The following is a 26728-nucleotide window of genomic DNA, read 5'->3' as shown; positions in this document are numbered from 1 at the left end:
CTCCCTGCTTACCGCGCCACGCTTAAACTCAAGGATTAGTGAAATGTTTTCTGATCACGCTTCTAGCCAAAAGCCGGATAGCCGCCTGCCCCGCTACGTGCAGATCCGTGACGACTTGGCGCAAAGAATCAATCAGAGGACTTGGGCGACTGGCATAGCGTTGCCTTCAGAAGACAAACTCGCCGCAGAGTATTCAGTTTCGGTAAGCACAATGCGGAAGGTGCTTGACGCGTTAGTGCAGGACGGTTTGGTCGAGCGTATCCGAGGGCTGGGAACGTTTGTGTCGCGTTCTTTCGAACGTTCCTCGATGCTGCGCTTCGTGCGATTCAGGGGGACAAAAGGAAACGAATTGCCCACCGCCCAAATCCTCGCGACAAAAATCCTGCCCGCTCCAGAAAAAGCTGCGCAGCAATTACGGCTCTCGCCTGGGCAAACCGCGCTCTACATGCATCGATGCAGATCTTTCGGTGGGGAAATTGTGCTGGTGGAGCATATCTGGCTGCCGTTACCGAAATTTGAGAAGTTGTCTGCGTATCTTGAATCTAACTCTCCGGTCTTGCTGTACCCAGTGTACGAATCCGAATGCGATGTACTGGTGGCCCGCGCGGTCGACGATCTCACCGCACAGCCACTGACCGACCAGGATGCTAAACTCTTCCAACTCGCTCAGGGGACTATGGCAATCCAGATCGAAAGAACGATGCACGATCATGTTGGCGCACCGGTCGAATGGAGACTGTCGTATATACCTGCCGACAGATTTCATTACACGGTGGAGATCAAGTAGTTAAGGATTTGTTAGCGAGCACGGAAAATAAAAAACCTTCCACATACAATAAATCTTTTTCAACACCAATTTATGGGCTGCATCAACCGCATCGTCGGAGCGGAAGTCAGATTTCACTAAGAACGGATATCGCTTAGATCAACCACCAGTTTTGACACCCGGCATACCTGAGACCGCCCAGGTAGCGGCTGGTACCGTGGGAGTCATATGGTGGAATTATTCGCCCCGAAGAGTTGGACACCATTCGGGTGGCCTGACATAAATTAAGGACAAAATATGTTCAGCAAATCTCAGATCATTACCATCCCAGTCATGATCTCATTGGTACTTTAACTCACCGGCTGCCCGCCACCAGCGTCTTTCACCCAATGGAAACGCGCTTCTACCTCCGTCGAGGGCGTTAAAGCCGCAATGGCAGAATGTGGTGACCCTGTGGCAGGGCCACTAAACCGTTTCCCAATAAACGAAGAGATAATTCACTTTCAGTGCATGCAACGTCTCGGTTTTACCCGTAAAGACGGCTTTGAATACTGTGAAATAATGGAGAATATGCCAGCCTGCGTCGAAAAAAGGCAGGGTCGTCCGCTTAGTTTGTCGCAGCTCGAAGCGTTGCCGTTTGTAGAAGATGAAGCATTTCACCCAATCAAACCTAATTCTGGTCGGGATGAACGTATGCAGGTCTCATGGCGTAAAGCGGGAGCATCACTCCATTTCTCAGTCCAGGTAGCAAATGATAGTGAATCCTTGCCGATGATGTATGCGTGCGGCTATGCGAAGCCACTTGGGTCGAATCTGGACGTCGCAAGCATCGGGCGCACTGCAGAAGTGCAGCGTTGCATGATTGATCATGGCTTTGAGCCCAAAAACAAAATTATGCAGGTTTGCCAGACTTACCCCCAAGTGACGGGCTGTTCGTTGACAACGCCACCCAGTTGATGCAGATAGAGCGCAGAGCCAAGGGGCGCGCTCGTTGGAGATAGAGAGCTCATCGGCCCAGCGGCGTCGTCTACATCGATTTAACCGATACCACGTCCACGTACTTGTACTTCTTCCTAGCAGCCTTCACAGCCTCCTGCTCAGCAAGCAACGAGCTCAACGTATCAGCCTCGTGAATCAGCTCGACCATTTTCCCTTCAAACTCGTTTCCAACCCGTAACGTAACCCTCAGCCTGGGCGTAAAAGCTTTCGCTTTCTTCTTTGCTGCTGGAGCAACCACCGGTTTCGCGGGCACAACTTCTTCCACAGGCTCTTTTACTAGAGGTGCGGGCACATGCTCTTCGGGCTGAGGCGTACCGAATAGGGCACGACGCATTTCTTCTTCAGTTAATTCAGAGCTCATAGAACATCTCAAAGGGACGCATTTCGCTGGGCAAGTTTTAATAAGATTGTTGCTGACTGGTATTCGTGGAGCCTGTGCGGACGTCAAATCCCCAGTTCGATTTCAAGACAAGAGCCTCGTAAGGCTTGCGAAAGCTTCACCTTTGGCAGCAGTGTAATGAGCCCATCAACTAAGTTGCTAGCGTGACGAGCGTACCGCGTGACTGTGCCTGCATCAGGCGTTCGACCTGGCACGATGGCACCTACCCGCTGCTGGGCAATTTTCAGTATGCTCAAGACGTCCTGACTCACCTCATTGGTGGACAGGTGTTCAACCAATGGTCTGGGTGGAGGGGCGGCGCGGCTCCACATTTCTATGACCGCTTGGAGGAGTCCGTCTGAGCCAAGATGCTCGAGGGCCATTTCCCATAGCTGACCTTCCTGCGCCATATCCAGGCGAGCCCTAGTCATTACGGAGTTCTAACAAGTGAGGCTCTTTCTTGATTGCGAGTTTTCCCAGCTCTCGGCGGCTGCGAAGCTGATATCACTCGCATTGGTGGCTGAGGATGGGCGCGAATTCTACGTGGAATTGCTCGATGCTTGGCAAGAAGAAGACTGCAGTGATTTCGTTAAGGAAATCGTGCTTCCGCAGCTGTGGGGTGGGAGCTACGCATTGCCCATTGTTGAAGCCAGGATGTCGCTGCTCAGGTTTCTGACGTCGTTCAAAAAGGAGGTCGAGATCGTCACTGATGCTCCCCAGTACGACTGGGAGCTTTTTTGCGATCTAGTCTATGACGGCGGGCGATGGCCCAGAATCGTTCGTAACTTTCCTACTGACGCAACGACACTTACTCCGACTAGCGAGGGTGAGGAACTGCCTCACCACGCCTTGCTCGACGCCAGGATTATTGCCGGCATGTTTGCGCCAATGTACCGAGGGAGCGGGTTATCCTGATCAGAGCACGGATCAACCATTTGGATTGGGCTGAAGAGTGGGGCGAAGCATGAAATGGAAAGCGCGCACGACAGAGCAAGTCGCGGAGCTAATCTGCGGGGACAACACAGAAGGCTATTTCCGCTACCTCACCGGCCCCAACTTGACTCGGTTCTTCAGGGGCGCCGACACAGATTTCGTCCATGACGGCTCAACGCGCCGATTCTGGGTCGCGGATGTCCTTCAAAAAATCCTGGATTTTCCAAGCTCAAATCCGTTGATGCCACCAGATGCAATGCTCCGTGTGATTCGCCTTCTCATGGATAATGAAGATGCCTTCAACGAGAAGCCGCCCCGCTTGAACGCGCTCATGGCAATAAACGGAGCGATCAAGCGCGAGGGCTTTGAGGCATTCTTTGCAGATGACGACCAGTGCTATCTGCGTCACTGCCGCACCGGCGCAATAGGAAATGAATCCGCGAGCCCCCACCGTCCTCTTTCTGCCGCAGAAATTGAGAAGAAAAATCAGCTGATCTTGTACCTTGATCAGTGCTCAGAGGACGATCTGATTGAGCATGTCCTGCTTCCTCTGTTCAGGCAGTTAGGATTCGCTCGGATCACATCTACAGGGCACAAAGACACAGCCTTGGAGTATGGCAAAGACATCTGGATGAAGTTCACGCTTCCCACCCAGCACGTCATCTACTTTGGCATTCAAGTGAAGAAGGGAAAACTAGATTCCTCCGGAGTGACGAAGGGAGGACAAGCCAACGTCGCCGAGATCCATGACCAGGTGCTGATGATGTTGGGCCACGAAATCTTTGATTCAGAGCTCAGCAAACGCGTCTTGGTCGATCACGCTTTCATCGTCGCGGGTGGAGAAATCACCAAGGCTGCTAGAAACTGGATCGGTGGCAAGCTCGATCAATCCAAGCGGAGTCAGATCCTCTTCATGGATAGAGAGGACATCGTCAATCTCTTCGTGGTGTCGCCCTTGATCGTTCCGCAAGTGCCGAGAAAAGCATCTGTACTATTCGACGACCCAATCCCCTTTTAGATGGGTATGGCTAGTCGCCTATCGTGGAATTACATCCCTAGTTCCAAATCGATCTATAAAGATGCCCTACGACCAAGGATGATCGCCAATGCCTTCTATGCGCCCCTCTCAATACGCCATGCAGCAGCGCACCGACGGAGGGCCTTTCCTTCGTATTGATCTTAGTGACGCAGTGGTGCTGACCGAGGAGGAGCTTAAGGCCGTCGAATTAGGAGAGGAGTATGAGTCGATTAGCGACGAGATCTATGGGACGTCTCGTGTCTACTACAGCGATGTCGCTCTGTTAGATGATGCGCCTGGTTGGCATCTGATTTTGGAGGTGGCTCCAGAGTATCTGACTCTTTATCCCATCAATGCTCGGTCTGAACATCCTGAATACGCTCAGCCCAAGTACGAAGCCATCACTTCGATCATCATTACCAGACCCGTTTACCAGCCTTATACACATCCGACCGATGAGTACGAAGTCGATGAGCTGCTTAGCGGTATACCAGCTGGGTTATCAAAGGATTGGCGATACGGCCTAGGTTTTCATTACGAATACCGATACCTAGTAAACGCGCTGAGTCCGTTGGAGGGAGTGGACACGCTCATCCTGCACGGCGGTACTGGTAGCAACGCTGCAAAGGTTAAGGGCAACGAGTTCTACATTGGAGTTGATCTTCTTGACCGTCTGAAGAAGAGCTTGGATCGATTGACGCAGCGACATCAGCGAGAGACTGCAGCGGACAAAAAACTCGTCTGTTACACCAGCTTGCTGCATCAGGCAGCGCCGGAGCTGTACCCAGCCAAGGCACGAAAGCTACCTCCGGATCTGCTTGCTAGCTTAGTTTCATTGGGGTCGGCGACGCCTACTCTTTCATCTAATGATCAGCAGCAGGCAGTCAAGCTGGCGCAACAGAGCGTCCCTACCCTGGCGAAATCCGCACCACACGCTCTCTACAACCTGAAGGCGGAAATTGAACTGGTCACCCTTGGCCAGCTCATTGACGTCTATAAAAAAATGATGGAAAGCAACGTTGCGGAGCCGAAATGGCAGAGCTTCCTCAGCGGAAACCCATTTATTCTCGATATGGCCTTTGGATACCCCGTTAAGAAAATTGCCGACCAACCCTACGTAGGCGGTAAGAATTTTAGTGGTCGGGGTGGGCAGTATTCCGACTTCCTAATGGCAGCCAAGGCTACCGGCAACCTTGCGTTGATCGAGATCAAACATCCCCAGCATGATCTATTGGGGAGACAGTACCGGCAAACCTATATCCCGTCCTTCGAACTGAGTGGATCGGTCGCCCAGATCGTCAGTCAGCGAAGCAACGTACAGCGTGAGATAGATAGCCTAGCGCGTGGCTTCAAAGAGCGTGTTCACGCACATGCAGTTGCGGCCATCGTCATAATTGGCCGCACTCCGGAAGAAGAGGATAAGCAGGAAGCTTTTGAGCAATATCGAAATGGGCTCAAGGATGTGCTTGTGGTCACCTTTGATGAGTTACAGATTCGTCTTGAAAGTATCTATCAAGCGCTGACACCACAAACTCCAGAGGAGCCTGAGGGGATAAGAGATGAAGACCTGCCCTTTTAGAGACCGACGCAGCCATTGGGAGTCTGATAGTAACGAGTGTCTGTCCCTCCAGGCGCTAGTAGTCCATGTTGGTGTGAAGCTCCCACAGATGACTCCAGTGGTCGATAAACCTCTCCAACGCTTCCTCCCCGCCCGAGGTTGCCTCCTTGTAAGACTGCAACGATTCTTCGTCGAACGAAGGGTCAATGCCAGCCTCCATCAGCCGGTAGGCGCCGGCGAGATGCCCCATGGATAGCAACTTGTCTACATCATCGAAGATGGCGCAATTTAACTCGTGATCATTGGCCCCTATAGGGATCAAAGAGAACCGGGCACTTTTGCCAAATTTTGTCATATTCCCAGGAACGGTTCCGATGCTCGGTATATGCACATGCAACGCCCCTTTATCATTTTCGTAACCACCGTGGGCGAATGGATTACGAATACGTTCCTTGATATCTCGCATTCCCTGAAGCGTTTTCCGTGCTTTAGGCGATGGATTTGCTCCTAAAAGCTCGTCGAGCTTCTCATTCCAAGTCTTAGACATGAAGGCTTTGAAACCATCCTCAGGCAAAGGAACGCCGGTAAAGGCACGGAGCAAATTCAATCTATGCTCTAAAGCGCTGAAATATGCATCAACCATGGCAACCGAGTGATAAAAGCCTTCCTGCTGCGCCTTTATGCTCCGGTTGTAACTATTCATAAGCGTAGAAATGAAGCCTTGAGGAAATTCGTGCCCTTCCTTGAGCTTTTCCTTAGCTTTACGCTTGGCACGTCGAAACGCTTTTTCTGCTTGGCCTCGGAAAAACTCATAACGTGACACGAATTCATTGAGGTGATTGCCGATAGTCACATTGCCTGAAGAAACCTGCCGTTCGAGCACCGGTTTGAGGAATTTCTCGACAATGTTTACAGCGCTTTTGAGCTGCCCCTCGATACGCTTTCTACTCTTATTCAGGGCTAGCGAGCTGAGCAAGTTAAGGCCGAATTTGCCGAGCTCAATGGCGATTGGCTCTCCACTGAATGTGCCATAGACTGTCCAGCGAACCTTCTCGCGAGGCCCATACCATTTCCAACCCAGAAAATTTCGCAGCATAAGCAAGAGCATTTCCGGCACTGGAAAATCCTCACGATGCAATCGCGAGCTGCTCAGTTCGTAGATATCAATGGTAGGAGCGTCGCTAGAAAATCCTACTAATCTTTTGGCCAGATCATTACGTAACAGCTCAAGCCGCCCCTTTTCCAATTCGCCGCTTTCTCGCATTACCGACCTCCTTTGTCGAATCGTCTATCCGCTAAAGGCTCAGCATGAACGGAATAGATACTGTTTTACTAACGGTCAACCGGACATCCGCCCATGCCGCGCCTACAACCTGATGAAGATCCGTTGGGCCAAGGTGTTCCTACGCAATTCTCCAAAGCAGTCCTTCCTGTGACATTTCTAGCCGGTAGCTTGTCGTTGAAAAATCATTCGGAATCAGTTTGCTCGGATGTGGTTGTTTTAAGATATCTGCGAACAGTGGTCTTCGACAGTCCCAGCGCTTCCGCGATCTCAGCGACCGGAACGCCCTCACTATTCAGGCGATTAGCCTCCGCCGCCTTTTGCGCCGCATCGGATCGGACAGGTCGACCAGGCGGCAGCTTTCCTGCTTGTGCTAATGACTCCATCTCCTGATCAATCCTGTCCTTCGAAATCCTATTTAGCTGCTTATTCAGACGCTTTAGCCCCTCCCTAAACGGCTCATCGGACTGTAGACACGTCGCCATGAGAATCAGCGAGGCCGGCTCCACCTCCAGCAGCGCTGCAAGACGAATGAGCACATCAATCGTGATGTTCACCTCTCCACGCTCTATCCGGCCCCAGTAGGAACGGTCAATCGTGATCAGGTTTTCCTGCGTAAAACCCTTTCTTCTTCGCAATGCTCGTACTACTACAGCCAGGGCTTCTGCGGCCTCCATTACATTTCCCCAAGTAAATCGAGGATAAGGCCATATTGCGGAGAGCAATAACACGGACTATCATCCGTATTATGGTGCAATCACCGCTTTCAGGCTGGCTTCCCGCGATTCGATTGACGCCTCCAAGCCAACGCAGCTGCCGTGCGGAGAGACTCTTTGCGAGGGGCGAGCGCCAACAAGCGGGGTTGAATTGTCAATTTCCGGGTTATTAATTGAGGTAAATCCTATGGCTAGCGTCCAAGAGCCCGACTTTATGAAAGGGCCGAGAACGCCCCTTGAGGGCTTGTTAGGTACTTCCGAGGCACGAGCTTTATCAGTCGAACGATTTCCTAGAAAGCCCTACTGCCTAGTCAGAGACTGGACAATATTTCGAATCGAAGTAACTCCCGACGAACTCGCCAAACTGCATGCAGTGGGCCAGCTCCCAATGATCGTTTTTGCTCACAACGTGGTCGAGGATAGCCAAGGTCGTTTCGAGAGGGGGGATTGGGTTCGTTCAAGCATGTGCACCGGTTTCCACGACGGGGTCGTGTTCGAAACGAGGAACACTGTCTACGTCTTGATCGGCCCTGGCCATGAACAGCCTGCCAGCCTGAAGGAAGTATTTTCCTTCTTCTAACATGCGCTTCGTAACGGAGCCCTTTGAGGCTCAGGAAATACAATGTTTAGAACACACGACGCCGATATGCTTGGCATGCCGGGGATGTTTGGTGAAGGCCAGTACCAATGGCATCAGGTATCCAAAGTTCTTCGAAATCACTGGTATCACGTCACCGTCCAGGCTCAGCACAAGGGCCGAACCACAGAAGTGGTTCTAATGATCGACAGTGAACCTCGACTACAGCAGGTGCTGATTGCACAAGACGAGGAGACGATCATCACCGACGTTCAGGTGGTCACGCCGGCATATATGAATGGCTCCGCAGGATGGCGCATGGAAGCACTGACCAAGGTGACGCTTGGCGAAGACCAAAACGAGTGTGTTGTGTGCCTGCTAGATGTGGAGAACGGCTCCAAGTATCACAGCTCTCACCAACCTGGCTTCAACACTGATGCACTGAGCAACCTTCGTCCGATCTATCACGCGAACATGATTCGTACAGCCTGAGATTTACCAAGAATCCCACACGATATCAGCGCAGATGTTTCCGTGTGGATTTCCTGGTAACGCCATACGGGCTGCGAAAGGAGCGCAATTATGTTGAACACTCTGGATGTGAATTTTCATGGAAAACGACATACGGATTTCGATCTCGAACGAATCCTAAAAGCACAAGCGCAAGGCTTCGACAAACCGATAACAGCCTATCTCTGCAGAGTATCCATAAAGGCTCGTGCCGGATTAGGCGTCGTGTTTGGTCACAACCGTAAAGACCAATATGGGCGGTTTGGTGATGGTCACCTGATCCGGACTTCTGACGTGATTAAGGCGGAGCGCGAGGGCCGATTTTGGGTACTTACCACAGAGAATTCACGCTACGTGATCGCGACGTTTCAGCACGGTAATGGGCGTGCGAGCCTGCGAGATTTTCTACGTATTTCACAGGGGCAGCACCATTTCACTCCACCAGTGTTGCAGTAGTGTCGTTTTCCTTGTTCGCTAGGGATGAGACGGGGATTGAGTGGGCTTGACCAGTGACTGCGTTCGATCTGACAAGCCGATAATGCATTCTTAGACATCAGGGCTGACCGTGTCATGAGACCGCAGTCATAACCACTGACGGGGGAACTGCCCCCTCAGGAGCAGAACCGATTACAAACTCCCCCTGAACGTATGCAACACTCAACACTATCTGTCCTTTGGGACTGACGAACAGAACCGTTTCACGCTTACCCAACTTGATTGCTCGCTTAAGCTTGTTAACACCAAGGAGCACCTTGAATCCACGCTCCGCCAGAAAACCTATGACGTCTTCATCACCGCAGTTAGCGTGTTTCCTGACGTTATCAGTTTTCGTGATCACTCTCAGATTCCAGGGTACATGCAACCCGCAAACATGCTTACCTTGAAGAGGAATGATGTGATCTACGTCATGCTTACTACCTGTCATTACTGAAAGCCGCTTGGCCTCAGTGTAGTACGCGTCAATTGCCTCATGGTCAGCCCAAGACGGCGTGGCGTTCTGCAACGCTATTCTTCGCTTCAGGGCATTCCACTTCAGAACGTCCTTGCGCCTCTGCACTCTTAGCAAGGCATCTACGTCTCCTGCGGCAGCCCGAAGGACGTCATCTCGTTCGAACTGTCGCATGGCGTCGATGAAGCATCCTTTGGCGGTTCCGGTCAGAATGGAAAATCCAGTTTTTTCTGCACCGCAAACTCGCCTGGTGCTTTTCCTCGTTCGAAAGCAATTAAATACGACATCTGGACGGTCAAGGGCTTCGCCTCTGACTGCTCGCCAGAAATCTTCAGATGTACTTTGCGAGTCGCATATTGAATTGATACCTCAAGCCCTTGCAGCTCATTGATCAGCTCCTGCATCTCGTCGTAAACGGCAAATTTGGCGCTTTCTGAATAATCGCTGGCGCAGTCCCTATAGTCGCGAAAATAGTCCACGAGCGACGCAAAGACCTCGTGGGCATCACGCTGCATTTCAAATCCGGGTTGGGAAATATCTACTGTGGAGCTTTCTGCAAGCTTAGCGAGCTGGTGTCCAGTCGACAGAGGCAGCGCCGGTAGTGTGATGTAGTCGCGCTCAATACGGGCTTTCTCTGCTCTCAACTCCTCTTCTGAGGGGATGTCGAAAGGCTTGTTGAAGGCATCGATGTCTTCGATCTCGAAAGCAACTGCGAGCGCACGTCGAGTATCAGTGCTTGCCGACTTGGCATTCTCAACGCGTTGTACAGTCCGTACGTTCAAGCCTGCAAGCTCAGCCAGAGTCTCCTGTGACCATTGAAAAATCTCCCGCATTTTGCGGATGAGTGCGGCAAATTCTTCGAGGCTCAACACGCGAGGCTGGCTAGACGAGGTGTTTGTATTCATTTTCAAGCTCCATGAGATTGTCGGTACGGCTCATGATGAAGAAGCTGCTGATGACACAACACGACAGGAACCCGACAGAGAGCAGACAAGTCCTGAGGCCTTACTGAGGTCTCGATGAATTGGGGTCGGCTGCAGACACTTGCACCTCTTTGCTCAGCGTAGTCGTGATACCGTCCTCCGAGCCCGTGATCCGAGTGTAGGCCGGGAATGACAATTACCTACTAGGACAGCGAAATGGACATTCGGTACTTCCTTGAACAGCGGCTAGCTTTTATCAAGCAGCTTTATCTGAATGGGGCGAGCCCGTTTGACGACCGCAAAAGGAAAATTGAGAACGAAGAAGCCCCCTTCATCCCGCCCTATAGCGAAGATGGGGAACCTGCATATTTGAATGAATGGCTAGAAGCTGATTCATCAGTGCAGGTGCTGGGTAGCGCATGCTTATCAATGATTGCTGCGTCACTACACTTATATCTAAAAGAATGGGAGCGTCAGCTTGGGCCTGCTCCAGGGCCTTCACTCAAATCAGATTCAAAAATGGCGGATGGCCAAATGGCTACAGAGCATTCTACCTGGCCCATGGTTCAGACCGGTTTGAGGATGGCCCATTCGATTTCGCTTTGATTGAAGAACTCGTGCTGGCGAGGAATAGCATCCAACATCCCGACTCCCTGATCTTCGAAACATCTCGATATTCTGACGATGCGCTCCAGAAGATGCCAAGCCCATTTTTCGTGAGTGATCGAGAGAAAAACTTGATTGAGGACGCGGATGACGAGAGTCGGCAATGGCTATATCGCCCCCACATTCACATCACTACCGAGAAATTTCTGCACGCTGTTTCACAGGTCTCTGTATTCGTGAAGTGGCTAGAGGATCAAGGGGAGAACATCTTGTACAAGCGTTATCTTGAGCGAAAGCGTCAACGCGAGATCGACGCTGGCTCCAATTCTTTTTAGCCCCAACCGGAAGCAGTTTTGCCGATTGAATCTGAAGCAACGGTTGGTCAGAACGAACGCAAATGACCGACAAGGTCGAATAAATGCCCAAGGGATCCTTTGTGCCTTCAACCTTAGTAAACATTATTATCCGCGACCGTGGCGCGGTGGCCTATTCCGATTACGCAGGGTTCCAGATTACCGATCCCGATGTAATCATTAGCGCCGCCAGGCAAACGCTCGAATCGATCCCTCCATCATTTGGTTCTTGCGTCATGGTCAGTGCTGGCTTCACTGCCATTCTCAAATCTCAAGGGATACCCGCAGTTGTCGTCTTGGGAGACCTGCTGATTAACGGCCAGTATGCTTTCGAATGCAGGGGGAACATTCCAGGGGCAGCCTACGAGGGAGAGTTTGTGGACGCCAAGTGGGACGGTCACGCCTGGGTAATGCTCGCAGGTGTCCTCTGCGACCTGTCGATCTTCCGAAGCGCTTACGCCACTAAAACGCCAAGCGACCTCAAAACCTTCATCAGCCAGCAGTTCGGTGAGGGTAAGGGAGCACTGATGTGTCCTCACGATAGCTTGCCGGTCGGCATGGAGTTTGTGCCCAAATTTGCGCTCAATGACGATCAGATTCTGGGGATTCTGGATGGTTTGTCCAGACAAGCACTTGATAGCTGAGTGACGAGATCCGAGGGGGAGTACACAGCTGAGCTGGGAGCTGAATACGGCTAGAACCTAAGAGCGGCGCTGACTGCACTGTAAGCTTAGCCAGGCTTCCATTTTTTGCAGCCTGCCCATTTCGAGAAGCTTCGGTTTTCCTAAATCTAAAAGCATGACGAGCCCTTGCCTGTCCCCTGGGGAGGGAAACCAATCAGCCACTTCAACATTGCAGTGCCTGGACTCACTCAGGGCCCATTTCACAACCATGTCCGCCGCAGCTCTGTAATGATCCGCAATGAAGATACTGGCTCCCTCCACTGGCCATCCACGCTCTGCCAGTCGGACGGTTACGTCAAGGATTCCCGAATTCCCGAAAAAATCAGAGGTGTCCGGATAATGGATGCCTGCCAACGATACCTTCGCCACACCCGCTTCTCGGTCGAAGTACGACATAAAATGCCATCCACCTGTTGTGCTCCCAGCGTGCGGAAAATTGATGGCGGCTTTACCCGTGATGTAGTGCTCGCGTGACACACGCTTGAGATCAAAATCAAAGAGCGGCTGCCTCATGGGAGTTTTTTGAGCCGGGCCAGCCCCTGTTTGATATGACCAGCGTTCTCACCAATTGTGTAAAGCGCACCACGGACGTTTTCGCCGACTTCCGCATGCCCCTGGGCTTCCACCTTGAGGGTTAGCTCCATGAGAGCCGCCTCGAGGGCTAGCTGGTTTTGGTACATCCTTTCCAGAATGTCTGATATCGAATACTCACCACGCATATACCTAGACTCCTTTTTGATAGCTGGTCAAAAGAGCAAAGAGGGGCAGCATTGTCCTTTATGCCCTGCTGAGCAGGAGCTTATCGAAAATACTGCGAAGAGAGGTGTCACCCCCCATAGGTCTCAAGGGTAGCTTGTTTGAGCATTTCGATGGCGCAGACGATTCAGTCGAAGGATGTAGCGCAGCCGGAAGGATTTTTTAGCAGGAAAACCAATTAAACAGTGGCCATTGGCCTTTATATTTGATATTTAGTCTTTCCCAATAACAGTTTCAGGGATGGGCATAGTTTTGCGGACTTTAAAGTGGTTGCATCTGTCTGATTTTCATTTCGGTAAAAAACCTCACAACCAGTATCAACAACCTTTTGTTGCATCGAAGATAGTGCAGCATGCGATATCGCAAAGCAACAAAGAGGGTGCGCCAGATTTCTTTTTTATAACTGGCGATATCGCAAATTCCGGTTTGGCTGATGAGTACGCTTTATTCAATGAACATGTTATTCATCCATTGACTGAACATTTTGGCGAAACATACTTAGATAGAATTTTTGTTGTTCCTGGTAATCACGATATCCAGAGAGATGTTCACAGAAACTTTGGGCGCGATGAACATCTTGTACTCCAGGGAAATTTCGAGCCCACCCCCGAGTCTAGAAAAGACAGATCAATGCTGATTGACAGACTCCAGAACTTTATTAATGAGTCTTATGGCACTGATTTGGCTTCGTTCGAAAAAGACGCTGGTGCATACTGCCGTATAATGACGGTAAACGAAGTGCGGATTGGAATCGTTGGGCTCAATACGTCTTGGTTATGCAGAGATGAACATGACAAAGGGAAACTTACTCCCGGCATCCCGCTCGTCAGAGATATTCTAGAAAAAACTAATGAGTGCGAATTAGTGGTGGTCTTAGGGCATCATCCTCTAGACTGGCTATCTCCAAACCATATTGAGCCAATTAAAACATTGCTTGGCAAGCACAATGTGCTCTACCTTCATGGACATATGCATAAGGTTTGGGGTAAGCCCGAATATGCTAATGGCTCGTCCTTTATGACGGTTCAAGCCGGAGCTTCATTCCAAGCGCCTGAAACAAGCGAGTGGAAAAACAGCATCTTGTGGGGTGAAGCCAAAATAGATACTAAGATTGTAAGCTTCCAACCATTTATTTGGAGTTTTGCAGAACAAGATTGGAAATTAGACTCCGCCGGGTTTCCAGAGGCCCATCGGGTGGGTGTGACTTGGGATTATCAGTTGCCTCAGCCGCTTACTGCCCCTAGAGCCCCTGCCGCAAGACTAGGCGCGCTCCCGGGGGGATGGAAGATCATAGGTATTGAGTCTTTAGTAGATTATGTGAAGCCTATAGAAGAAGATTTGGCAGTATATTTTTTTGATGGTGCGAGTCCTACTTGGGAAGTCGCACTATCGACGTCAATTCCAAAGCGAGAGATCGTTTCTGAAATACAGGTGGCCTTTAACAGGCTTAAGTCTAACTCATCTGAACTTCCTGCAGTATTTACCCTGCTAGCTGCTGGGTGTGAAGGGAAAACGACGGCACTGTTACAGGCAAGTTATGAAATTATTAAAGAGCGCCCAGGCAAGAAAATCCTATACAGAAATAATAACCTCCGCCCCTTTGATGCTGAAGCGTTACTGCCTTTTTTAAATACCCATGATGATTGGTTGTTTGTCATCGATGAGGCGGATCAGGTAGCGAAATCCTTGCTCGACTTTATTGAGGGGGATTTTAATGGATACTCGGGTCAAGTAGACATGATCCTGGCTTGCCGCGATTCAGATTGGCGAGCGAATGAAGCAAGCTCATTGCCTTGGAGCTTTTCTTGCGCATACAAGGAAATTGTACTAAAGGATTTGAATAAGGCCGACGCTGAGAGAATTGTCAATTCGTGGGAAGCGTTTGGACAAAGAGGATTAGGCGACGGGGGGTTGGCGAATTTAGACAGCTCAGGCAGAGTTGAAAAACTGAGATTTTTCGCGAAGCAAGAGTCCAAGAGAACTTCCGGAGCTTTTTTTGGAGCCTTGTTACTTAGTCGGCATAACGGACAGCTTTTAGATCATGCAGAAGCAATGCTTTCGCGGCTTGATGAAACAGAGGTCTCTGAAGGTAAAACGCTCAGAGATGCTCTTGCCTATATTGCAGTTATGCACGCAGAAGGTTTCGAGAAGTTAACATACGACGTATTGGCTGCGGCTATGAATATGAGTATTCCAAGGCTAAAAAATATAGTCCTTAATAAGTTAGGGGACGAGGCTGCTGCCACTGGGACATCTACTACAGTGTTTACCCGGCATCGCTATATAGCTGAAGCCTTGGTGGAAGTCCTTGAGAGAAACTTTGACGTCGATACAGCCTCACTATTTGTCGACTTGGCGGTCGCTGCAGAAGAAAAAGCTAAGACAGAGCGTGTATCAAACTTCGATTTCTGGCGCTTTAAAATGGCTGATGCTTTTTTTGAAAAAGGGAAGAATGTTGTTGCAATCTCTCTTTCGGAATCACTTCTTAAAACCGATCCTGGAAACTACAAGCTACTCACCAAGCTTGCCAAATTTTACCGAAGAGAAAATAGTTCTGCTGATGCGCTTGTTCTTTTTGGGAATTACAAAGGCGAAATTCCCGAGCAAGGATTTTACTTCGAGTGGGCACTTTGTGAGCTCGAGAGTCGTAATCTAATCGAGAGTGCGACATTTGCGTTGTTTTCTCTTTCTGATGAGGCTGAGAATACGCGGCTAGACATACCGGGCGCCCTCATGTATCTCACAGGTGTCACAAAGATATTGGTCGCGTTACATCGTGATTACGCTGATGAAGTCTTCGTGGAAGCATTAGATGCTGTTTGGTCTATTATGGATCTTTTCATAAGGCTCAATCCGGGCAAGCCATTCCCAGGCCACAAGGCTTATCTCAATAAAGTTGAGAAGAAGAGGGCGAAAAATTACTTGGGCGCAGATGCTGTTAGGGTGCTGCTAGAGCTTTGTGAAGCACTATCCAATTATAAGTCTAACGCCTCGCTCCCAGATGGCTACCGGATACAAAGCTTGTCATTTCAAGCCTTAAAAGTCCTCGTAAATAACGTATCTCGCTGAGGATACTTGGTCGTTCAATTGTTTAGCCGGCAGTGATTTTCTTCGCACTGCCTGGTTAATTAAACCGCTCATGACATATTCAATTCAGCTTGTATTTCTCCGCAATCTAGGTTAGCTCTAAGGCACGAGAAGAGGCTTCCAGGGATTCGATACAAATCTTTAGTTGTGCCAGATCACTTAGCTGTGAAATCTATTAAAGCAAGCACATTGCGTAGGCCGCAGCCGAAGGCTCTAGGGAGGAATTCTACAAGGGGAGTCACTGGCTTCCACACCAAGGCAGGTTAACGACAGCATGCTCCATAAGTGTTGATTTCAACGAAGCTATAATTCGCACTTACAAACCCTTTGACTTCAGTTCTAGTGCCTTATGTCCTAAGTGCTAAACAGCGCCACCGGATCAGTGCCGAAGCGATCCCCCGAGTCAAACGACCAGCGCCGCCCATCAAGGCTGACGCATTCTTCGCGGTAGTGGAGCTGATTTCAGTTGTTGTAAATCGATATCCGCCAACCCTCGACATCCACTAGACGCTCGAGATCGCGAACCGCTTGGTAGGCTCTGCTTGGTACGCGTCGGAGTTTGTCCATTCACGGATCCCCAGAGGCTAATGAATAAGGACGACTAAATTACTTTCAGAACGATAACAGAGCGCTTTTAATAACAATGCTGAGCTGCGAATCCTGAGGGCAGGATGCGTTACGATCTATGTTTCAAAGAGGCGAAAACAAAAAGCAAGCGGAGCAGGCGTGAGGGATGCGAGCCCGCAGGGGCGAGACACTCCTTGGCGGGGCTCGATTCACGGCAGCCTGACGCCGCTGGCGGCACGCCATCAGCGCCAACAAGAGGTAACTCAAATGCCCGACGATGAACTCCGCGAGCTGGAAGCCAAGAGACGAAAGGCTTTGTGGATGCTTGCGAACATATCTCCAAGCGATTCGAAGGCGTTCGATGCTTTATCCATACTCGATGACCTTGACCTTCAAGAGCGAAAAGACTCCCCTCATGCTTACAAGGCACTCGAGCTCAACCAGCTTCGGGATTGTGTCACGCTGCAGCATCACCACTCCGGCATCGACATCATCCTGGAGCAGACTATTCCGCAGCCATGGAGGGAGCGCTTCAATCAAGCAAGTGTCGGTTCGACCAGGTTTTTTGACGGGCCATACGCCTCAGACTGGGATAAATTTCTGGTTGAATGGGAGCGTGAGATGCAGCATCTGCAAGAGCATCGACTTGCAAAGGCTGCTAACAGCTAGAACGGCTGGTTCGAGCGATGGCGGCGCAAACACACAAGCAGTCGGTGTTGCCGCTGAAAGTCGCAACCTTCAAACAGGAGTAGCAAGGTGGAACGGCCTTCTTTTTTATCGATTTCGAGGCATCAGGGATAGCCCCAGATAGCTATCCCATTGAGGTGGCTGTCGTGTCGAGTGAGTTTGCCTTCAACACGCTGATCAAACCAGCTAGGTACTGGACTCACTGGTCGTTTGATGCGCAAGACATGCACGGTCTCTCTCAAAATCAGTTACATCACGAAGGTGATACCCCAGTGGCTGTGGCGAGAAATATGAATCAGCTGTTTTCAGGGCAGGTGCTTTGCAGCGATTCACCACAAGATGGTTTTTGGCTCGATGTGCTTTTCGAGGCCGCAGATCTGATGCTGACCTTTGAGTTGAAGCCTTTGGAAGTTTTTGTCGGTCGGGAGGCGGCTAGTGACATTTATCGCCTACTGCCAACAACTAGGCACCACCGAGCTCTCCATGACGCGACTGCTTTGATGGAAGCCTGCGGCGCTTTTTTCAAAGATTGAACTACCTCCCCTAAACTTACGAAAGCTCTGATTCCTGTGGTTTTGGATGTAGCTCACCTTGTCTGACCGCCCGATCCGAAGCCAGGTAATTATGCGGCTGGATAGGGCAAGCGGAGCGCGCAGACGTGTGGGATGGACGCCCGAAGGGCTGAGATGCCGGCGCTTGCGCCAAGGCTCGGTTTACGACAGCCCCTCCCCGAAAGGTCACGCCCCAACTGAACGCTCAGGGTCATCAAAGCTCCGCATCCCAAGCATCCATAGCCTCGCTCACAGCCGCGTACCACTGGAGATCACCAAGTTGTAGAGCGTTCGCGATTTGCCTATTGGTATTGCCATCGACCCAAATGGGGAGACTCTCTATGGCTCCTGTGAACATGCTTGCTGAAGCGACAGCGAATTGTCCCTTACTCATAGACTGGAGGCACACGTAGCGAACTGCAGCGCCAGTCTGCATCCGACGCCAAGCCACCACCTCAATACAGTCCATGGCGCTCGCCGGTGCCTCTACGGTGAGACTCACTAGCTGTACCACCTGGGCATCTTCCGATGCTCTGAATGATCGGTTAGGCGCTTCTGGCCTGTGGACAAGATGCTTCAACTGCTCACGCGAGGCGACTATCTGGTCGCGGAGCTCTTCAGGGTCGATAGACATGCCGCCCCGGTCGGTGACTGAAAGGGTTTTTAGGCTGTTCGCTGCCAAGATGAACTCGCGTTCTCGCGCTTTCTCCCAGTCAGGGCGACCGTCGGGGTTGATGAGATTCCAAAGGCTTGTGAACAGCTTCAATGACATTCTCCTACCTTGAGGCATTGGGCGCGGATTCTGCGATCATACAAGGAGGGTAAGGCGCCTGAAGCGAAAGCCCTGCCCGCAATATTGTAGGGCTAACGACCTGTTTGGTATTCAAACCGAGAAGCCAACACAGAGGGTGTCGCTTCGGTTTGGGCGAGCTACCCCCTGCTGCATGATGTTCTGCGTGCTTAGGATCAAAGCCAGCCGCTTAGATCGGGAGACGGCTGTGTACAGCATGCTTCGTTCCACAAATTCGCTTTGACTCAGAGTGCAAAGGATCGACGTCTCGTACTCGCTGCCTTGCGCCTTATGAATGGATATGGCGTAGGCAAGCTTCATTCCCAGCACGAACAAGTCCATCCTGGACAGGGTCACTTCGAACCCATTGAAGAAAAACACACCTGAAGTCTGGCCATCGATTGACGTAACGCCAGTCATAATCCCGGTGTTGCCATTGAACAAATTATGTTCGTAGCTATTCTGGGTGACGATGACGGGGTCGTTAACTCGCAGCCAGTATTTGCCCATCCAGATGCCTTGCGTCTCGTCTGTATGCTGGAGGGCGCTTTGCAGATGTTTGTTTATCTTGTGCCCGGAATCCGGCATGCGATCAGACATGTGTGGCGTCAGGATCTGAGCGTCAGGGATGATCTGCTTGATCTTCGCGAGGTGTGTCAGCATGTCCTGCGTGTTTGTGCAGGGGATCAGATAAACCCCATCGCGCTCGCCATTCCAGAATGGCAAGGTATCCAGATGACCAGATCTAATCTTCATGGCGATGTTCTGAAGGTGACTGTTCTGGATAGACCTGTGAACCTTTATCAGGTGGGTCGACGGTATCGCCTTCGATTTGGCCAGTGCATGGAAGAAGATTCCATAACCTACCGGTGATAGCTGACCAGTATCGCCTACGAGCAAGAGAGACAGTTCTTTCTTCGCGAAGGCATTCAGCAGTTTCAGCATCAAGGCGATGTCTACCATGCTGGATTCATCAATGATTACCAGAGGGTCGCCTCCAGTGCTGATCCCTGAGCTTGCGGTGCTGATTTTGATTAAGAAGCTGTGGATCGTGTAGGTGTCTCGGCCAACAGACTCCTTGGCGCGCTCCTTGGCTTTTCCACTCAGTGCTAAGACATGCACTGGGCGGTGCTGAGAGGCTATATCAACGATGGCTTTCAGCACCGTTGTCTTGCCCGTACCGCCAAATCCAGTCAGCGTGCTGATGCGATTAGTAAGCGCCATCAGCACTGCATTTTTCTGGTCTCGGGTGAGTGGGTATCCAGACGCGCTCTCACCGTGTGCGCAGTAATCTTCAATCGCTTGCTCCAGTTCCTGCGGAGAACCGTGAAGCAATGAGGCCTGAGCGGACAGTAGACTCGCGACTCGCTGCTCGAGTTTACTTTCGACAAGGGCCGCTCCCAGTGGCTGGATAAGCGTCGTCCCTTGATCCTTCTTAACGCATACAGCACGCCTTTGTAGGGCGCATTCGATAGCTTGGTCTACCAGTCTGGCGGATGGAAGCTTCTGCATCAGGGCGGCTTTTAGCTCTTCTATGTCGTATGCGGTATGGCCCTGATCCAAGCGCACATAGAGCAAATTCTCCACAAGCCCGGCCAGCCTGCGTGGGTCATCACGAGGTATGCCTAGCTTGGCTGCTGCGGCGTCTACGATTTTCCACATGTTTGGGTGGATGCCTTGAAACGCAATGAGGCTGTACGGATTAAGCTTCAGGCGCTCTACCGTATCCGTCTGGCAAACCTTGAGAACGCTTTTGGCGAGCCCAGGATCGAAGTCGTGCTCCATGAGAAATTCAATTGTTGAAATCTCGTCCTGCAGTGTCCTCCAGGCATCCACGACCTTTTGGGCGAGATCAGGATTAATCAGTTCCGCCAGGTGGCTGACTCTGCCTGCAGTCAATGCCTGAGCAAGGTTTTCTGCGCCAAATGCCCTGACCAGTTTCGAGACTTTCGCTTTGCCGAATGACAGCCCGCGAAATGCAGGATGCTTTATCAGCAATCGTTCCACATATGCCGCTATGGGCAGGTTTACGATGTGACAGCTTTCGATCAGAACGAAATCCCTGTACTGATCATGCCCTGTGATCGAGCCTTTGAACTGCCAGCATTCACCGGGTTGAGGAATGCGGGTGATGACTTTATAGCTTGCTCTGCATGTGTAAATTTTGTTTTGGCCAATGATGCGCCCGGAAAAGACTGCACCGCCAAAACTGCCTGGCTTCACCGAGCTCACCTGGATCACGCTCGACAGATTGCTCATAGGATGAATGACCGCCCGGAGTCGATCATCAAGTCCTGCTGGCTACTGATTTCCTGTGCAGATGTGCGAAGCAACCGCAGCTCGGCAGAGAGTTGCTCAACTTGCTCGCGGAGCAGTTCGTTTTCCTTCGACTTTTGCTCAAGCATTACTCGCAACCGATTCGCTTCGCGACTTTTCGAATCCGCCATATCAATCGCCAGAGACTCAGGATCTTTGGCCGCAACAAACTCACTGCCTATGCGGCGAATGTCCTTCGCGATGACCTGCTCAAGGGTTTTGCCCTGTGAGCAAAAGATCTTCTTGGCGCTTTCAGAAAACCACTGCCTACGATTACCACATTCATCAGCGATTTTGCTGAAGTTGACGGCGCCAAACTGATTCACAGGAAACTTTTTTCCAGCCTGTTCAAGCTGCAGCACATAGTCCCTGTAGCGGTCGTACGGAGAGCGCTTTTGATCACCGGTCGCCATTAGTGCTTTCCTTGGCTTTCATCCAAAGGACGAAGGGTTCGGCAATATCTTTTGGAACTAGCCCTTCAGCAGGTTCGAGATCATCAAATGTGCAGGTGATTTTTCCGGCCTTCATGTCAACAACGAACATGCCGTCGCTCGCTTTGAGCACCAGCATAAGGGCACGGCAGGTCTTATCAAACTTCGTCATGAAGGCTTGATCACTGTGCTTTGAATCCGAAATGGGAGCCAGGGTGGCCCCGTGAGTACGAAGCGCTGATTTGAGAGCCTCTATTTCTTTCTTCAGCCTTTCTGTCTCTGCTTGGAGCCCATCTGCCCGATGCGCTGATAGCTTCTCGACTAGCTTGTTCTTCGTGGACTCCATGTTGCCAGCGGAGTCCCAATATCTATGGAACAGTGGGCCGATCAATGCCCAATAATCGGTGCTTTGAACCAGTGTGCGATAGCCTATCTTCTTCTCGTTTACGGGCAGATCGGTGTTGTAAAGCTCTGCACAAAACCTGGAAAAAGGGGTAATGCCGTCAAAAGATGTCTTCCCCACAAACGTCTTCAGTCTCGGGACAACTTCATCCTTTATCCGGCTGATCCTGAACTCGCTATTTCTCTTCTGGGAGCCTGCAAAGCGATTTTGGCCAGGTTTTGCACCCTTGCTCATGCTGGGACACTCCCAGGGCTCGAAATTAGCTTCAGAATCGAATCAGGGCGATTCAAAGCCATAGGCTTGGTCATTGCATCGCTCAGTTCGTGTAGCGAAATGCCGAGGACTTCACAGGCAGATCGAATCAGTCCCCTGAATTCATCGATTAACGTGAAACCAGTCGGGGCTTCTTCCAGCATGCGGTTGAAGTCTCCTGTGAACGCCAGCAGCTTGTTCCTGGCTACCTTGAGCTGCTGGTTCAGTTGTGGAGTGAAATACTCTGCATGTGACTTGGCTTCAGCAGTGCGGGCGATGAGATTGGAGAGCGAGTGCTCTTTCAGCTCCAGACGTTCCAGATGTTCTGACACGATTTCAGGCTTCTCTACCAAGAAACTTTCACGCGTTTTAATCTCGCTATACATTTGTTCGAGACAGTGTGCTGTGACGCTCCAGGAGATGATCTCCGTAGCCAGGAATTTGCGACGGTTGGCTTTCTGTACAAGGCTTTCTAGCGATGCACCATTCCTTTTGGCCTCTGCGATGTACGCCTCTAGCTCGCTGCATTCATCAGTTAAAGCTCGGATATGGCCGTGAATCCTAGGCAGATGGTCGACAGTTTTGACTGAGTAGTAGCAACCACCGCATGGCGTACTCAGTCCAGGGATGGCACCCAAGTCTTTCACCACGTCCGCTGGACAGTGATTGCCGTACGGGCAGATGTGTGTGGGCATGAAAGCCAGCGAATCAATTGGGCGCTGTTTTGCGGCCCTGACGCCTGACACGACATCGTCCTTCATCTCGCGGTCAAAGGAGATGGCGCCGAAATCAATCAGAGACTTTTCCTTGTCTCGACGGAAAGCCTGCTGGAGCTTTGAGGAGACATCTTCGGCTTTAATATTGGACATTGCTGGACGATCAATGAGCCAGCCCTGCTCGACACTCATCTTCTGAAACTGGGCTACCGACTTCAGGTATGCAGGGTCGACTTTCGCGTAATACATGACGTGTTCTTCAGTGGCTTGCCCCGTGATGAACGCGCCTATGATATGTGGCGGCAATACCCTGATGTATTCGGATACTACTGAAACTCGACAAGAGTGCGGAGTATGCTCGATGAGCTTACAGGCTTGTGCTTCGAGTTTCAGTGCCGCCAAGTAATCGAGAGGCGCATCAATTGACTCTAGGTCACCCACAGCTTCTGGCATCGCGTTCGTAGTATTAATTCCCAGCTGGAATCGGCAGAACAAATCAAAAGAATAGACAAGCCTCTTGAAGTATTTGCCATAGGCTTCTCCTGTCAGTACACCAGGAGTTTCGCCCTTAGGGAACAGGGAGGTGATTTTTCCAAATGGGCTTTCTTCATGGTAGTCGTACCAAACAGGAACATCCATTGACGGATCGTTGAACCATTTAATCATGGCCTTTTGGCGGTCTAAAACATAAATTACGTTTCTGGAAACAGTGGAATCCCAAGCGCCATTTGCCTTGTCTGTGTTGATTCGCAACTTACAAAGAGGCGGTAGCGGTCTAGATCGATCAATGTGCATATCATAGGTTAGCTTTTCCAGCCACCGAATGTGAATGCTTCGAACGCCGGTTTCCAGCGCTACGATGTTGTGTCGAATGTAGTTCAGTTGGGGATAGAAAACCCATTGCCCATTCCTTTCGACACTGTGTTCGATAATGGGCACTACGAACCTAGGGAGAAGGTGTAGAGCTTCATATTTCATCGGGCGGTTGATATCTGACTTTGGCTGACTGGCGTCAAAGTCTGGGTTGCGATAGAAAACAACCGGTACGTACCCGAGTTTTTCAGTTTGAATAACTTTCTGGGCTTCGTTCCAGTTCTTTGTGGGTATATCTGCCCTGAATTTTTTGTCATACAGATTGATCTGCTCTTCATGAACCCTGTCGGCAAGGTGCGTTGAGAAAGACTCAATTGCGTAACAGTATTGCAGCAGAATGGGAAAGTGCTCGGATTCGAAAGCTGGCTTGTTGGTGCCAGAGCTTCTGCTTACAATTGGATAATCGATGTGGGAAATCGGATTAACGAAGCCAGATAATTCCTCATCGGCGCTAGAGTTGACTATCAGGTAGTCAAACAAAGCTTCCAAGTGATACAGGGACTTTTGAACGGCTGTGCCCGACCGACCCTTGCGAAGATAACTGAGAAAACCAACCTGGCCGTCTCCTTCGATGTGTGTACGATTGAGATCTCGAGGCCCTGGTGGAAGTAGACCAGTTCTTCCAGGATATTCACTAAATAGGAACGTGTTGAACACCGTGAAGCTGCTTTCATAGTGCCTAAAAGTCTTCATTCCTTTGGTTTTTAGCAGTTGAATAAACTTGCCTTGATATTTCAACCAGAGATCGACGCTTTTTTGGTGTTCAGCAGGGATGTTGAATTCACCAGAGATTAATGCCTTTTTACTGGCTGTCTTATCATTTTTTGGAGGGGTAGTGGCTTGCTGGCACCTTTCAGGGTATAGCTTCTGGACGTAGCTCAGAAAAGCCGCAGGGGCAATTGGATACATGAACCAGTCGATTTCGCCACGGCGTGTTTTAATTAGATGTTCAATAAGATCAGAGATGTCAACCGGCCTGATGTCTTCAATTTGGTGCCAGTCGGTGGCGCGAATCATCCGCCAGGCATACCACTCGAAATTCTTGATGGCGCTCGGCTTCATAACAGTAGTTATATCAAGAATGTTCTCGTATGTGACATGAGGAACGAAAGGCTTGCTGACCAAGGCGAGAACTTCAGTGTAGTCAGCTGCAGCAAACTCGAAATGCTTCTTCTTAGTTTCGTTGCTGCCAGTGGGCTTCTTGGTATCTAACGGAAGAAGTACGGCTTTTTCCTGCCAGAGAAAATGCAAAATCAATATTGAATCTTTAGCAAGCCTTTCCAGTGAAGACTTGTTAATCCAGTCGTGTGCGGTCTTCGGAACCACCTGCTTGGCAATTTTCGCGTCCGGAGTTTTCTTCGTGCAGGTATGGAGATTGTGTACCCAATCTTCATCGTATACCGGGGCGTTAACCGGATCCAAGTGGTCGTTAAAGAAACGTAGGACGGAGGCCTGGTAATACTCATTAACGGAGCCGCTTGAGATTTTGCTAGGGGCGATGTGCTTGGACTCAAAAAGTACCTTTGAAACACATGCCTTAGCTTTGGCAATAGCCTCCTTGATCGATCTCTCCAAGTCCTCTCCTGACTTGATAATGAGAATATCTTTGGTGAGATTAATCATTTTTTTCTCCTTCAATACGCTTGGCTTCTTCCTCGAGTAACTCTAACTGCCGGTAGTGGAAGTCTGCTCGAATCGTCTTGAAAGATGCTTCGCCACGTTGTGATACGTACTGATTGGCGTGTTGGATATAGGCTTCAATTATGTCAGTGTCGTGCTTGGCGTACTTCATGGTAGAAGAGGCACTAGCGTGACCCATTAGGATTTTTACATACGCTAGAGGCAGTCCTGGAATGCTCTGTCCGGGAACTGGCAAGTAATTAAGAGTGTAGGTTCCGTACATATGTCGCAGCGAGTGAGCGCTAATGCCTGTGACGTCCTCTACCCCTGCTTTTTGGGCGTAGCTCTTGAAGGTTTTGTCTCGACTGCTTCGGTCGCTAGCGAAGAATGGCCTGCCATCGAGGTTTTGAAAGAGGAAGTCATGGTCGACGCTCGAGTTGTACTCACGGGTCAAATACTTCTCAAGGTTTTCCCAGAACATCCCGGCAAAGGGTTCGATCATGAACGTCATTTCGGTCACCCGTCCCTTCCAGGCAAGGAACTGGTATTCATCCTCTGTAATTCCAGGCGTTTTGCGTGCAAAAGGGTCGCGGAGGAAAACTGCGAACTCATCATCGTCGATATCGGGCATCCTCACCTGCAGGGCCTCGCTAGAACGAGCGCCTGTTGCCGCGAGTAGGGAATAGAGGGTCATATCTCTATAGAAAGTTTTGGACTTCGCTGGCTTTGACTGCCTGATGAGATCCACGGATCGTTCGATGGGAAATGCTACCGTCTTGAACGGTTTTTGGTCGTTCTTCCTGTCCCTGCGTGCTGCCTGGGGAAATAGTTTGTCTCCCTTGCGCTTAGGCATCACCGACTTAATCGAGTCACGAATGACTGCGGCCAACCAAGAATTGGCCTTGTGCGCCGAAATCTCATACTGGCTGCGGTACTCAGCTCGCTTTGTGTAGAACGCGCTGAATAACTGGTCTGGCGCTATTCTGTTCTTAGTTTCCGATACATCAAGAAACCATTTAATCGACGATTCGATGGTCTGCGCTAGGGAGTTTTGGCCTGTGAGCTTCTCCTTCCCTAGGCTGTCAGCCAATTTCAATGCTATCGGGTTCGCAGCGCCCTTACCGAACAGCAGATACGCCTGGTAGCTGTTGATGACGGTCTCAATTGTGACGTCGACATCCGCCGCGAACTGGGTTTTTGATGCTTCATACACGTAATCCACAAACCGCCCCACGTGCTCGGCATAAAGCTTCGCTGTGTTGGGGGCATAACCCCTACGTGCCAGCCAGATGGTGTAGTGGGTAAAAGGCTTGAATTCCCGCAGCTCGTCGGGCATATCCGGGTCAAGGTGAAGCAATAGGTGTTTAGCTTCGCTTGTGAGCGGTGCCTCGACCAAGATGAAATTTTTCACGAGCGCATTTCCAAAT

26 protein-coding genes are annotated in these 26728 nt (G+C 50.6%); 13 read left to right on the top strand and 13 right to left on the bottom strand.

Features of this window, described 5'->3' with window-relative positions; all coding sequences use genetic code 11:
• Positions 1-43: 43 nt before the first annotated feature.
• Positions 44-787 carry a GntR family transcriptional regulator gene (locus QF039_RS26545; protein ID WP_307521492.1) on the top strand — a complete coding sequence of 248 codons (744 nt, stop codon included), beginning with the start codon at positions 44-46 and terminating at the stop codon, positions 785-787.
• A gap of 489 nt (positions 788-1276) precedes the next feature.
• The gene (locus tag QF039_RS26540) at positions 1277-1723 is read left to right on the top strand and encodes a hypothetical protein (protein WP_307521490.1); all 447 of its coding nucleotides are present in this window, start codon (positions 1277-1279) and stop codon (positions 1721-1723) included.
• A gap of 70 nt (positions 1724-1793) precedes the next feature.
• On the opposite strand, the gene QF039_RS26535 is transcribed toward QF039_RS26540, so the two are convergent.
• On the bottom strand, positions 1794-2126 hold the full coding sequence (locus QF039_RS26535; RefSeq protein WP_307521488.1) for a hypothetical protein: 333 nt from the start codon (positions 2124-2126) through the stop codon (positions 1794-1796).
• Positions 2127-2591: 465 nt separating this feature from the next.
• Between QF039_RS26535 and QF039_RS26530 the strand changes: the two genes are divergently transcribed.
• From QF039_RS26530 to QF039_RS26520, 3 genes are all read left to right on the top strand, one after another.
• Positions 2592-3059, top strand: coding sequence for a 3'-5' exoribonuclease (locus QF039_RS26530; RefSeq protein WP_307521486.1), 468 nt, complete (start codon positions 2592-2594; stop codon positions 3057-3059).
• A 49-nt stretch (positions 3060-3108) separates the two neighbouring features.
• Positions 3109-4095, top strand: coding sequence for a hypothetical protein (locus tag QF039_RS26525; protein ID WP_307521484.1), 987 nt, complete (start codon positions 3109-3111; stop codon positions 4093-4095).
• Positions 4096-4183: 88 nt separating this feature from the next.
• The gene (locus tag QF039_RS26520) at positions 4184-5674 is read left to right on the top strand and encodes a Shedu immune nuclease family protein (protein WP_307521482.1); all 1491 of its coding nucleotides are present in this window, start codon (positions 4184-4186) and stop codon (positions 5672-5674) included.
• 55 nt (positions 5675-5729) lie between these two features.
• On the opposite strand, the gene QF039_RS26515 is transcribed toward QF039_RS26520, so the two are convergent.
• A complete protein-coding gene (locus QF039_RS26515; protein ID WP_177015397.1) occupies positions 5730-6917 on the bottom strand; it encodes a hypothetical protein in 1188 nt (395 codons plus the stop codon).
• A gap of 203 nt (positions 6918-7120) precedes the next feature.
• The gene (locus QF039_RS26510) at positions 7121-7612 is read right to left on the bottom strand and encodes a helix-turn-helix domain-containing protein (RefSeq protein WP_169907394.1); all 492 of its coding nucleotides are present in this window, start codon (positions 7610-7612) and stop codon (positions 7121-7123) included.
• Positions 7613-7838: 226 nt separating this feature from the next.
• Between QF039_RS26510 and QF039_RS33850 the strand changes: the two genes are divergently transcribed.
• From QF039_RS33850 to QF039_RS26500, 3 genes are all read left to right on the top strand, one after another.
• Positions 7839-8231, top strand: coding sequence for a hypothetical protein (locus QF039_RS33850; RefSeq protein ID WP_373462067.1), 393 nt, complete (start codon positions 7839-7841; stop codon positions 8229-8231).
• A 42-nt stretch (positions 8232-8273) separates the two neighbouring features.
• Positions 8274-8720 (top strand): hypothetical protein, encoded by a 447-nt coding sequence (locus QF039_RS26505; RefSeq protein WP_169907393.1) that lies wholly within the window; start codon positions 8274-8276, stop codon positions 8718-8720.
• Positions 8721-8810: 90 nt separating this feature from the next.
• Positions 8811-9194: a hypothetical protein gene (locus QF039_RS26500; protein ID WP_307521477.1), complete on the top strand. Its 384-nt coding sequence runs from the start codon at positions 8811-8813 to the stop codon at positions 9192-9194.
• Positions 9195-9306: 112 nt separating this feature from the next.
• Here QF039_RS26500 and QF039_RS26495 read toward each other — a convergent pair whose 3' ends face one another.
• Entirely contained in the window at positions 9307-9861 is a 555-nt protein-coding gene (locus QF039_RS26495) for an HNH endonuclease signature motif containing protein (protein WP_307521475.1), read from the bottom strand.
• A gap of 32 nt (positions 9862-9893) precedes the next feature.
• Complete coding sequence (locus QF039_RS26490) at positions 9894-10592, bottom strand: helix-turn-helix domain-containing protein (RefSeq protein ID WP_177114167.1); 699 nt, start codon at positions 10590-10592, stop codon at positions 9894-9896.
• 234 nt (positions 10593-10826) lie between these two features.
• Between QF039_RS26490 and QF039_RS26485 the strand changes: the two genes are divergently transcribed.
• Together QF039_RS26485 and QF039_RS26480 are read left to right on the top strand one after the other, a co-directional pair.
• The gene (locus QF039_RS26485; RefSeq protein ID WP_307521472.1) at positions 10827-11216 is read left to right on the top strand and encodes a hypothetical protein; all 390 of its coding nucleotides are present in this window, start codon (positions 10827-10829) and stop codon (positions 11214-11216) included.
• Between the two features lie 418 nt (positions 11217-11634).
• Entirely contained in the window at positions 11635-12213 is a 579-nt protein-coding gene (locus QF039_RS26480) for a transglutaminase domain-containing protein (RefSeq protein ID WP_307521469.1), read from the top strand.
• Positions 12214-12270: 57 nt separating this feature from the next.
• Here the strand turns inward: QF039_RS26480 and QF039_RS26475 are convergent, their stop codons facing one another.
• Both QF039_RS26475 and QF039_RS26470 read right to left on the bottom strand, forming a co-directional pair.
• Positions 12271-12765, bottom strand: a complete 495-nt coding sequence (locus tag QF039_RS26475; protein ID WP_177114161.1) for a hypothetical protein — start codon at positions 12763-12765, stop codon at positions 12271-12273.
• Complete coding sequence (locus QF039_RS26470; RefSeq protein WP_177114159.1) at positions 12762-12971, bottom strand: hypothetical protein; 210 nt, start codon at positions 12969-12971, stop codon at positions 12762-12764. Before QF039_RS26470 ends, QF039_RS26475 begins: the two co-directional genes overlap by 4 nt.
• 277 nt (positions 12972-13248) lie before the next feature.
• On the opposite strand from QF039_RS26470, the gene QF039_RS26465 reads away from it, so the two are divergent.
• The 3 genes from QF039_RS26465 to QF039_RS26455 all read left to right on the top strand — a co-directional run bounded on the left by QF039_RS26465 (position 13249) and on the right by QF039_RS26455 (position 17882).
• Positions 13249-16077 (top strand): metallophosphoesterase, encoded by a 2829-nt coding sequence (locus QF039_RS26465; RefSeq protein WP_307521466.1) that lies wholly within the window; start codon positions 13249-13251, stop codon positions 16075-16077.
• Positions 16078-16929: 852 nt separating this feature from the next.
• Positions 16930-17331, top strand: a complete 402-nt coding sequence (locus QF039_RS26460; protein WP_307521464.1) for a hypothetical protein — start codon at positions 16930-16932, stop codon at positions 17329-17331.
• Positions 17332-17495: 164 nt separating this feature from the next.
• Positions 17496-17882 carry a hypothetical protein gene (locus tag QF039_RS26455; RefSeq protein WP_307521462.1) on the top strand — a complete coding sequence of 129 codons (387 nt, stop codon included), beginning with the start codon at positions 17496-17498 and terminating at the stop codon, positions 17880-17882.
• 232 nt (positions 17883-18114) lie between these two features.
• Here the strand turns inward: QF039_RS26455 and QF039_RS26450 are convergent, their stop codons facing one another.
• From QF039_RS26450 to QF039_RS26425, 6 genes are all read right to left on the bottom strand, one after another.
• Positions 18115-18672 carry a hypothetical protein gene (locus QF039_RS26450; RefSeq protein WP_307521460.1) on the bottom strand — a complete coding sequence of 186 codons (558 nt, stop codon included), beginning with the start codon at positions 18670-18672 and terminating at the stop codon, positions 18115-18117.
• 111 nt (positions 18673-18783) lie between these two features.
• On the bottom strand, positions 18784-20949 hold the full coding sequence (locus QF039_RS26445) for an AAA family ATPase (protein WP_307521458.1): 2166 nt from the start codon (positions 20947-20949) through the stop codon (positions 18784-18786).
• The gene (locus tag QF039_RS26440; RefSeq protein WP_020308644.1) at positions 20946-21419 is read right to left on the bottom strand and encodes a hypothetical protein; all 474 of its coding nucleotides are present in this window, start codon (positions 21417-21419) and stop codon (positions 20946-20948) included. The genes QF039_RS26445 and QF039_RS26440 overlap by 4 nt, the downstream gene beginning before the upstream one ends.
• On the bottom strand, positions 21406-22074 hold the full coding sequence (locus tag QF039_RS26435; RefSeq protein WP_307521454.1) for a hypothetical protein: 669 nt from the start codon (positions 22072-22074) through the stop codon (positions 21406-21408). The genes QF039_RS26440 and QF039_RS26435 overlap by 14 nt, the downstream gene beginning before the upstream one ends.
• Complete coding sequence (locus tag QF039_RS26430) at positions 22071-25304, bottom strand: hypothetical protein (RefSeq protein WP_307521453.1); 3234 nt, start codon at positions 25302-25304, stop codon at positions 22071-22073. The genes QF039_RS26435 and QF039_RS26430 overlap by 4 nt, the downstream gene beginning before the upstream one ends.
• Positions 25297-26712: a site-specific integrase gene (locus QF039_RS26425; protein ID WP_232013046.1), complete on the bottom strand. Its 1416-nt coding sequence runs from the start codon at positions 26710-26712 to the stop codon at positions 25297-25299. Before QF039_RS26425 ends, QF039_RS26430 begins: the two co-directional genes overlap by 8 nt.
• Between the last annotated feature and the right edge of the window lie 16 nt (positions 26713-26728).

It is taken from the genome of Pseudomonas sp. W2I6 (assembly GCF_030815935.1).
Taxonomy (GTDB): Bacteria; Pseudomonadota; Gammaproteobacteria; order Pseudomonadales; family Pseudomonadaceae; genus Aquipseudomonas.
This window is presented reverse-complemented; position numbering and strand designations above follow the sequence as displayed.

Coding starts and splice junctions, on each gene's coding strand:
- QF039_RS26545 (WP_307521492.1), top strand. CDS start 44: ATGTTTTCTGATCACGCTTCTAGCCAAAAGCCGGATAGCCGCCTGCCC.
- QF039_RS26540 (WP_307521490.1), top strand. CDS start 1,277: ATGCAACGTCTCGGTTTTACCCGTAAAGACGGCTTTGAATACTGTGAA.
- QF039_RS26535 (WP_307521488.1), bottom strand. CDS start 2,126: ATGAGCTCTGAATTAACTGAAGAAGAAATGCGTCGTGCCCTATTCGGT.
- QF039_RS26525 (WP_307521484.1), top strand. CDS start 3,109: ATGAAATGGAAAGCGCGCACGACAGAGCAAGTCGCGGAGCTAATCTGC.
- QF039_RS26520 (WP_307521482.1), top strand. CDS start 4,184: ATGCCTTCTATGCGCCCCTCTCAATACGCCATGCAGCAGCGCACCGAC.
- QF039_RS26515 (WP_177015397.1), bottom strand. CDS start 6,917: ATGCGAGAAAGCGGCGAATTGGAAAAGGGGCGGCTTGAGCTGTTACGT.
- QF039_RS26510 (WP_169907394.1), bottom strand. CDS start 7,612: ATGGAGGCCGCAGAAGCCCTGGCTGTAGTAGTACGAGCATTGCGAAGA.
- QF039_RS33850 (WP_373462067.1), top strand. CDS start 7,839: ATGGCTAGCGTCCAAGAGCCCGACTTTATGAAAGGGCCGAGAACGCCC.
- QF039_RS26505 (WP_169907393.1), top strand. CDS start 8,274: ATGTTTAGAACACACGACGCCGATATGCTTGGCATGCCGGGGATGTTT.
- QF039_RS26500 (WP_307521477.1), top strand. CDS start 8,811: ATGTTGAACACTCTGGATGTGAATTTTCATGGAAAACGACATACGGAT.
- QF039_RS26495 (WP_307521475.1), bottom strand. CDS start 9,861: ATGCGACAGTTCGAACGAGATGACGTCCTTCGGGCTGCCGCAGGAGAC.
- QF039_RS26490 (WP_177114167.1), bottom strand. CDS start 10,592: ATGAATACAAACACCTCGTCTAGCCAGCCTCGCGTGTTGAGCCTCGAA.
- QF039_RS26485 (WP_307521472.1), top strand. CDS start 10,827: ATGGACATTCGGTACTTCCTTGAACAGCGGCTAGCTTTTATCAAGCAG.
- QF039_RS26480 (WP_307521469.1), top strand. CDS start 11,635: ATGCCCAAGGGATCCTTTGTGCCTTCAACCTTAGTAAACATTATTATC.
- QF039_RS26475 (WP_177114161.1), bottom strand. CDS start 12,765: ATGAGGCAGCCGCTCTTTGATTTTGATCTCAAGCGTGTGTCACGCGAG.
- QF039_RS26470 (WP_177114159.1), bottom strand. CDS start 12,971: ATGCGTGGTGAGTATTCGATATCAGACATTCTGGAAAGGATGTACCAA.
- QF039_RS26465 (WP_307521466.1), top strand. CDS start 13,249: ATGGGCATAGTTTTGCGGACTTTAAAGTGGTTGCATCTGTCTGATTTT.
- QF039_RS26460 (WP_307521464.1), top strand. CDS start 16,930: ATGCCCGACGATGAACTCCGCGAGCTGGAAGCCAAGAGACGAAAGGCT.
- QF039_RS26450 (WP_307521460.1), bottom strand. CDS start 18,672: ATGTCATTGAAGCTGTTCACAAGCCTTTGGAATCTCATCAACCCCGAC.
- QF039_RS26445 (WP_307521458.1), bottom strand. CDS start 20,949: ATGAGCAATCTGTCGAGCGTGATCCAGGTGAGCTCGGTGAAGCCAGGC.
- QF039_RS26440 (WP_020308644.1), bottom strand. CDS start 21,419: ATGGCGACCGGTGATCAAAAGCGCTCTCCGTACGACCGCTACAGGGAC.
- QF039_RS26435 (WP_307521454.1), bottom strand. CDS start 22,074: ATGAGCAAGGGTGCAAAACCTGGCCAAAATCGCTTTGCAGGCTCCCAG.
- QF039_RS26430 (WP_307521453.1), bottom strand. CDS start 25,304: ATGATTAATCTCACCAAAGATATTCTCATTATCAAGTCAGGAGAGGAC.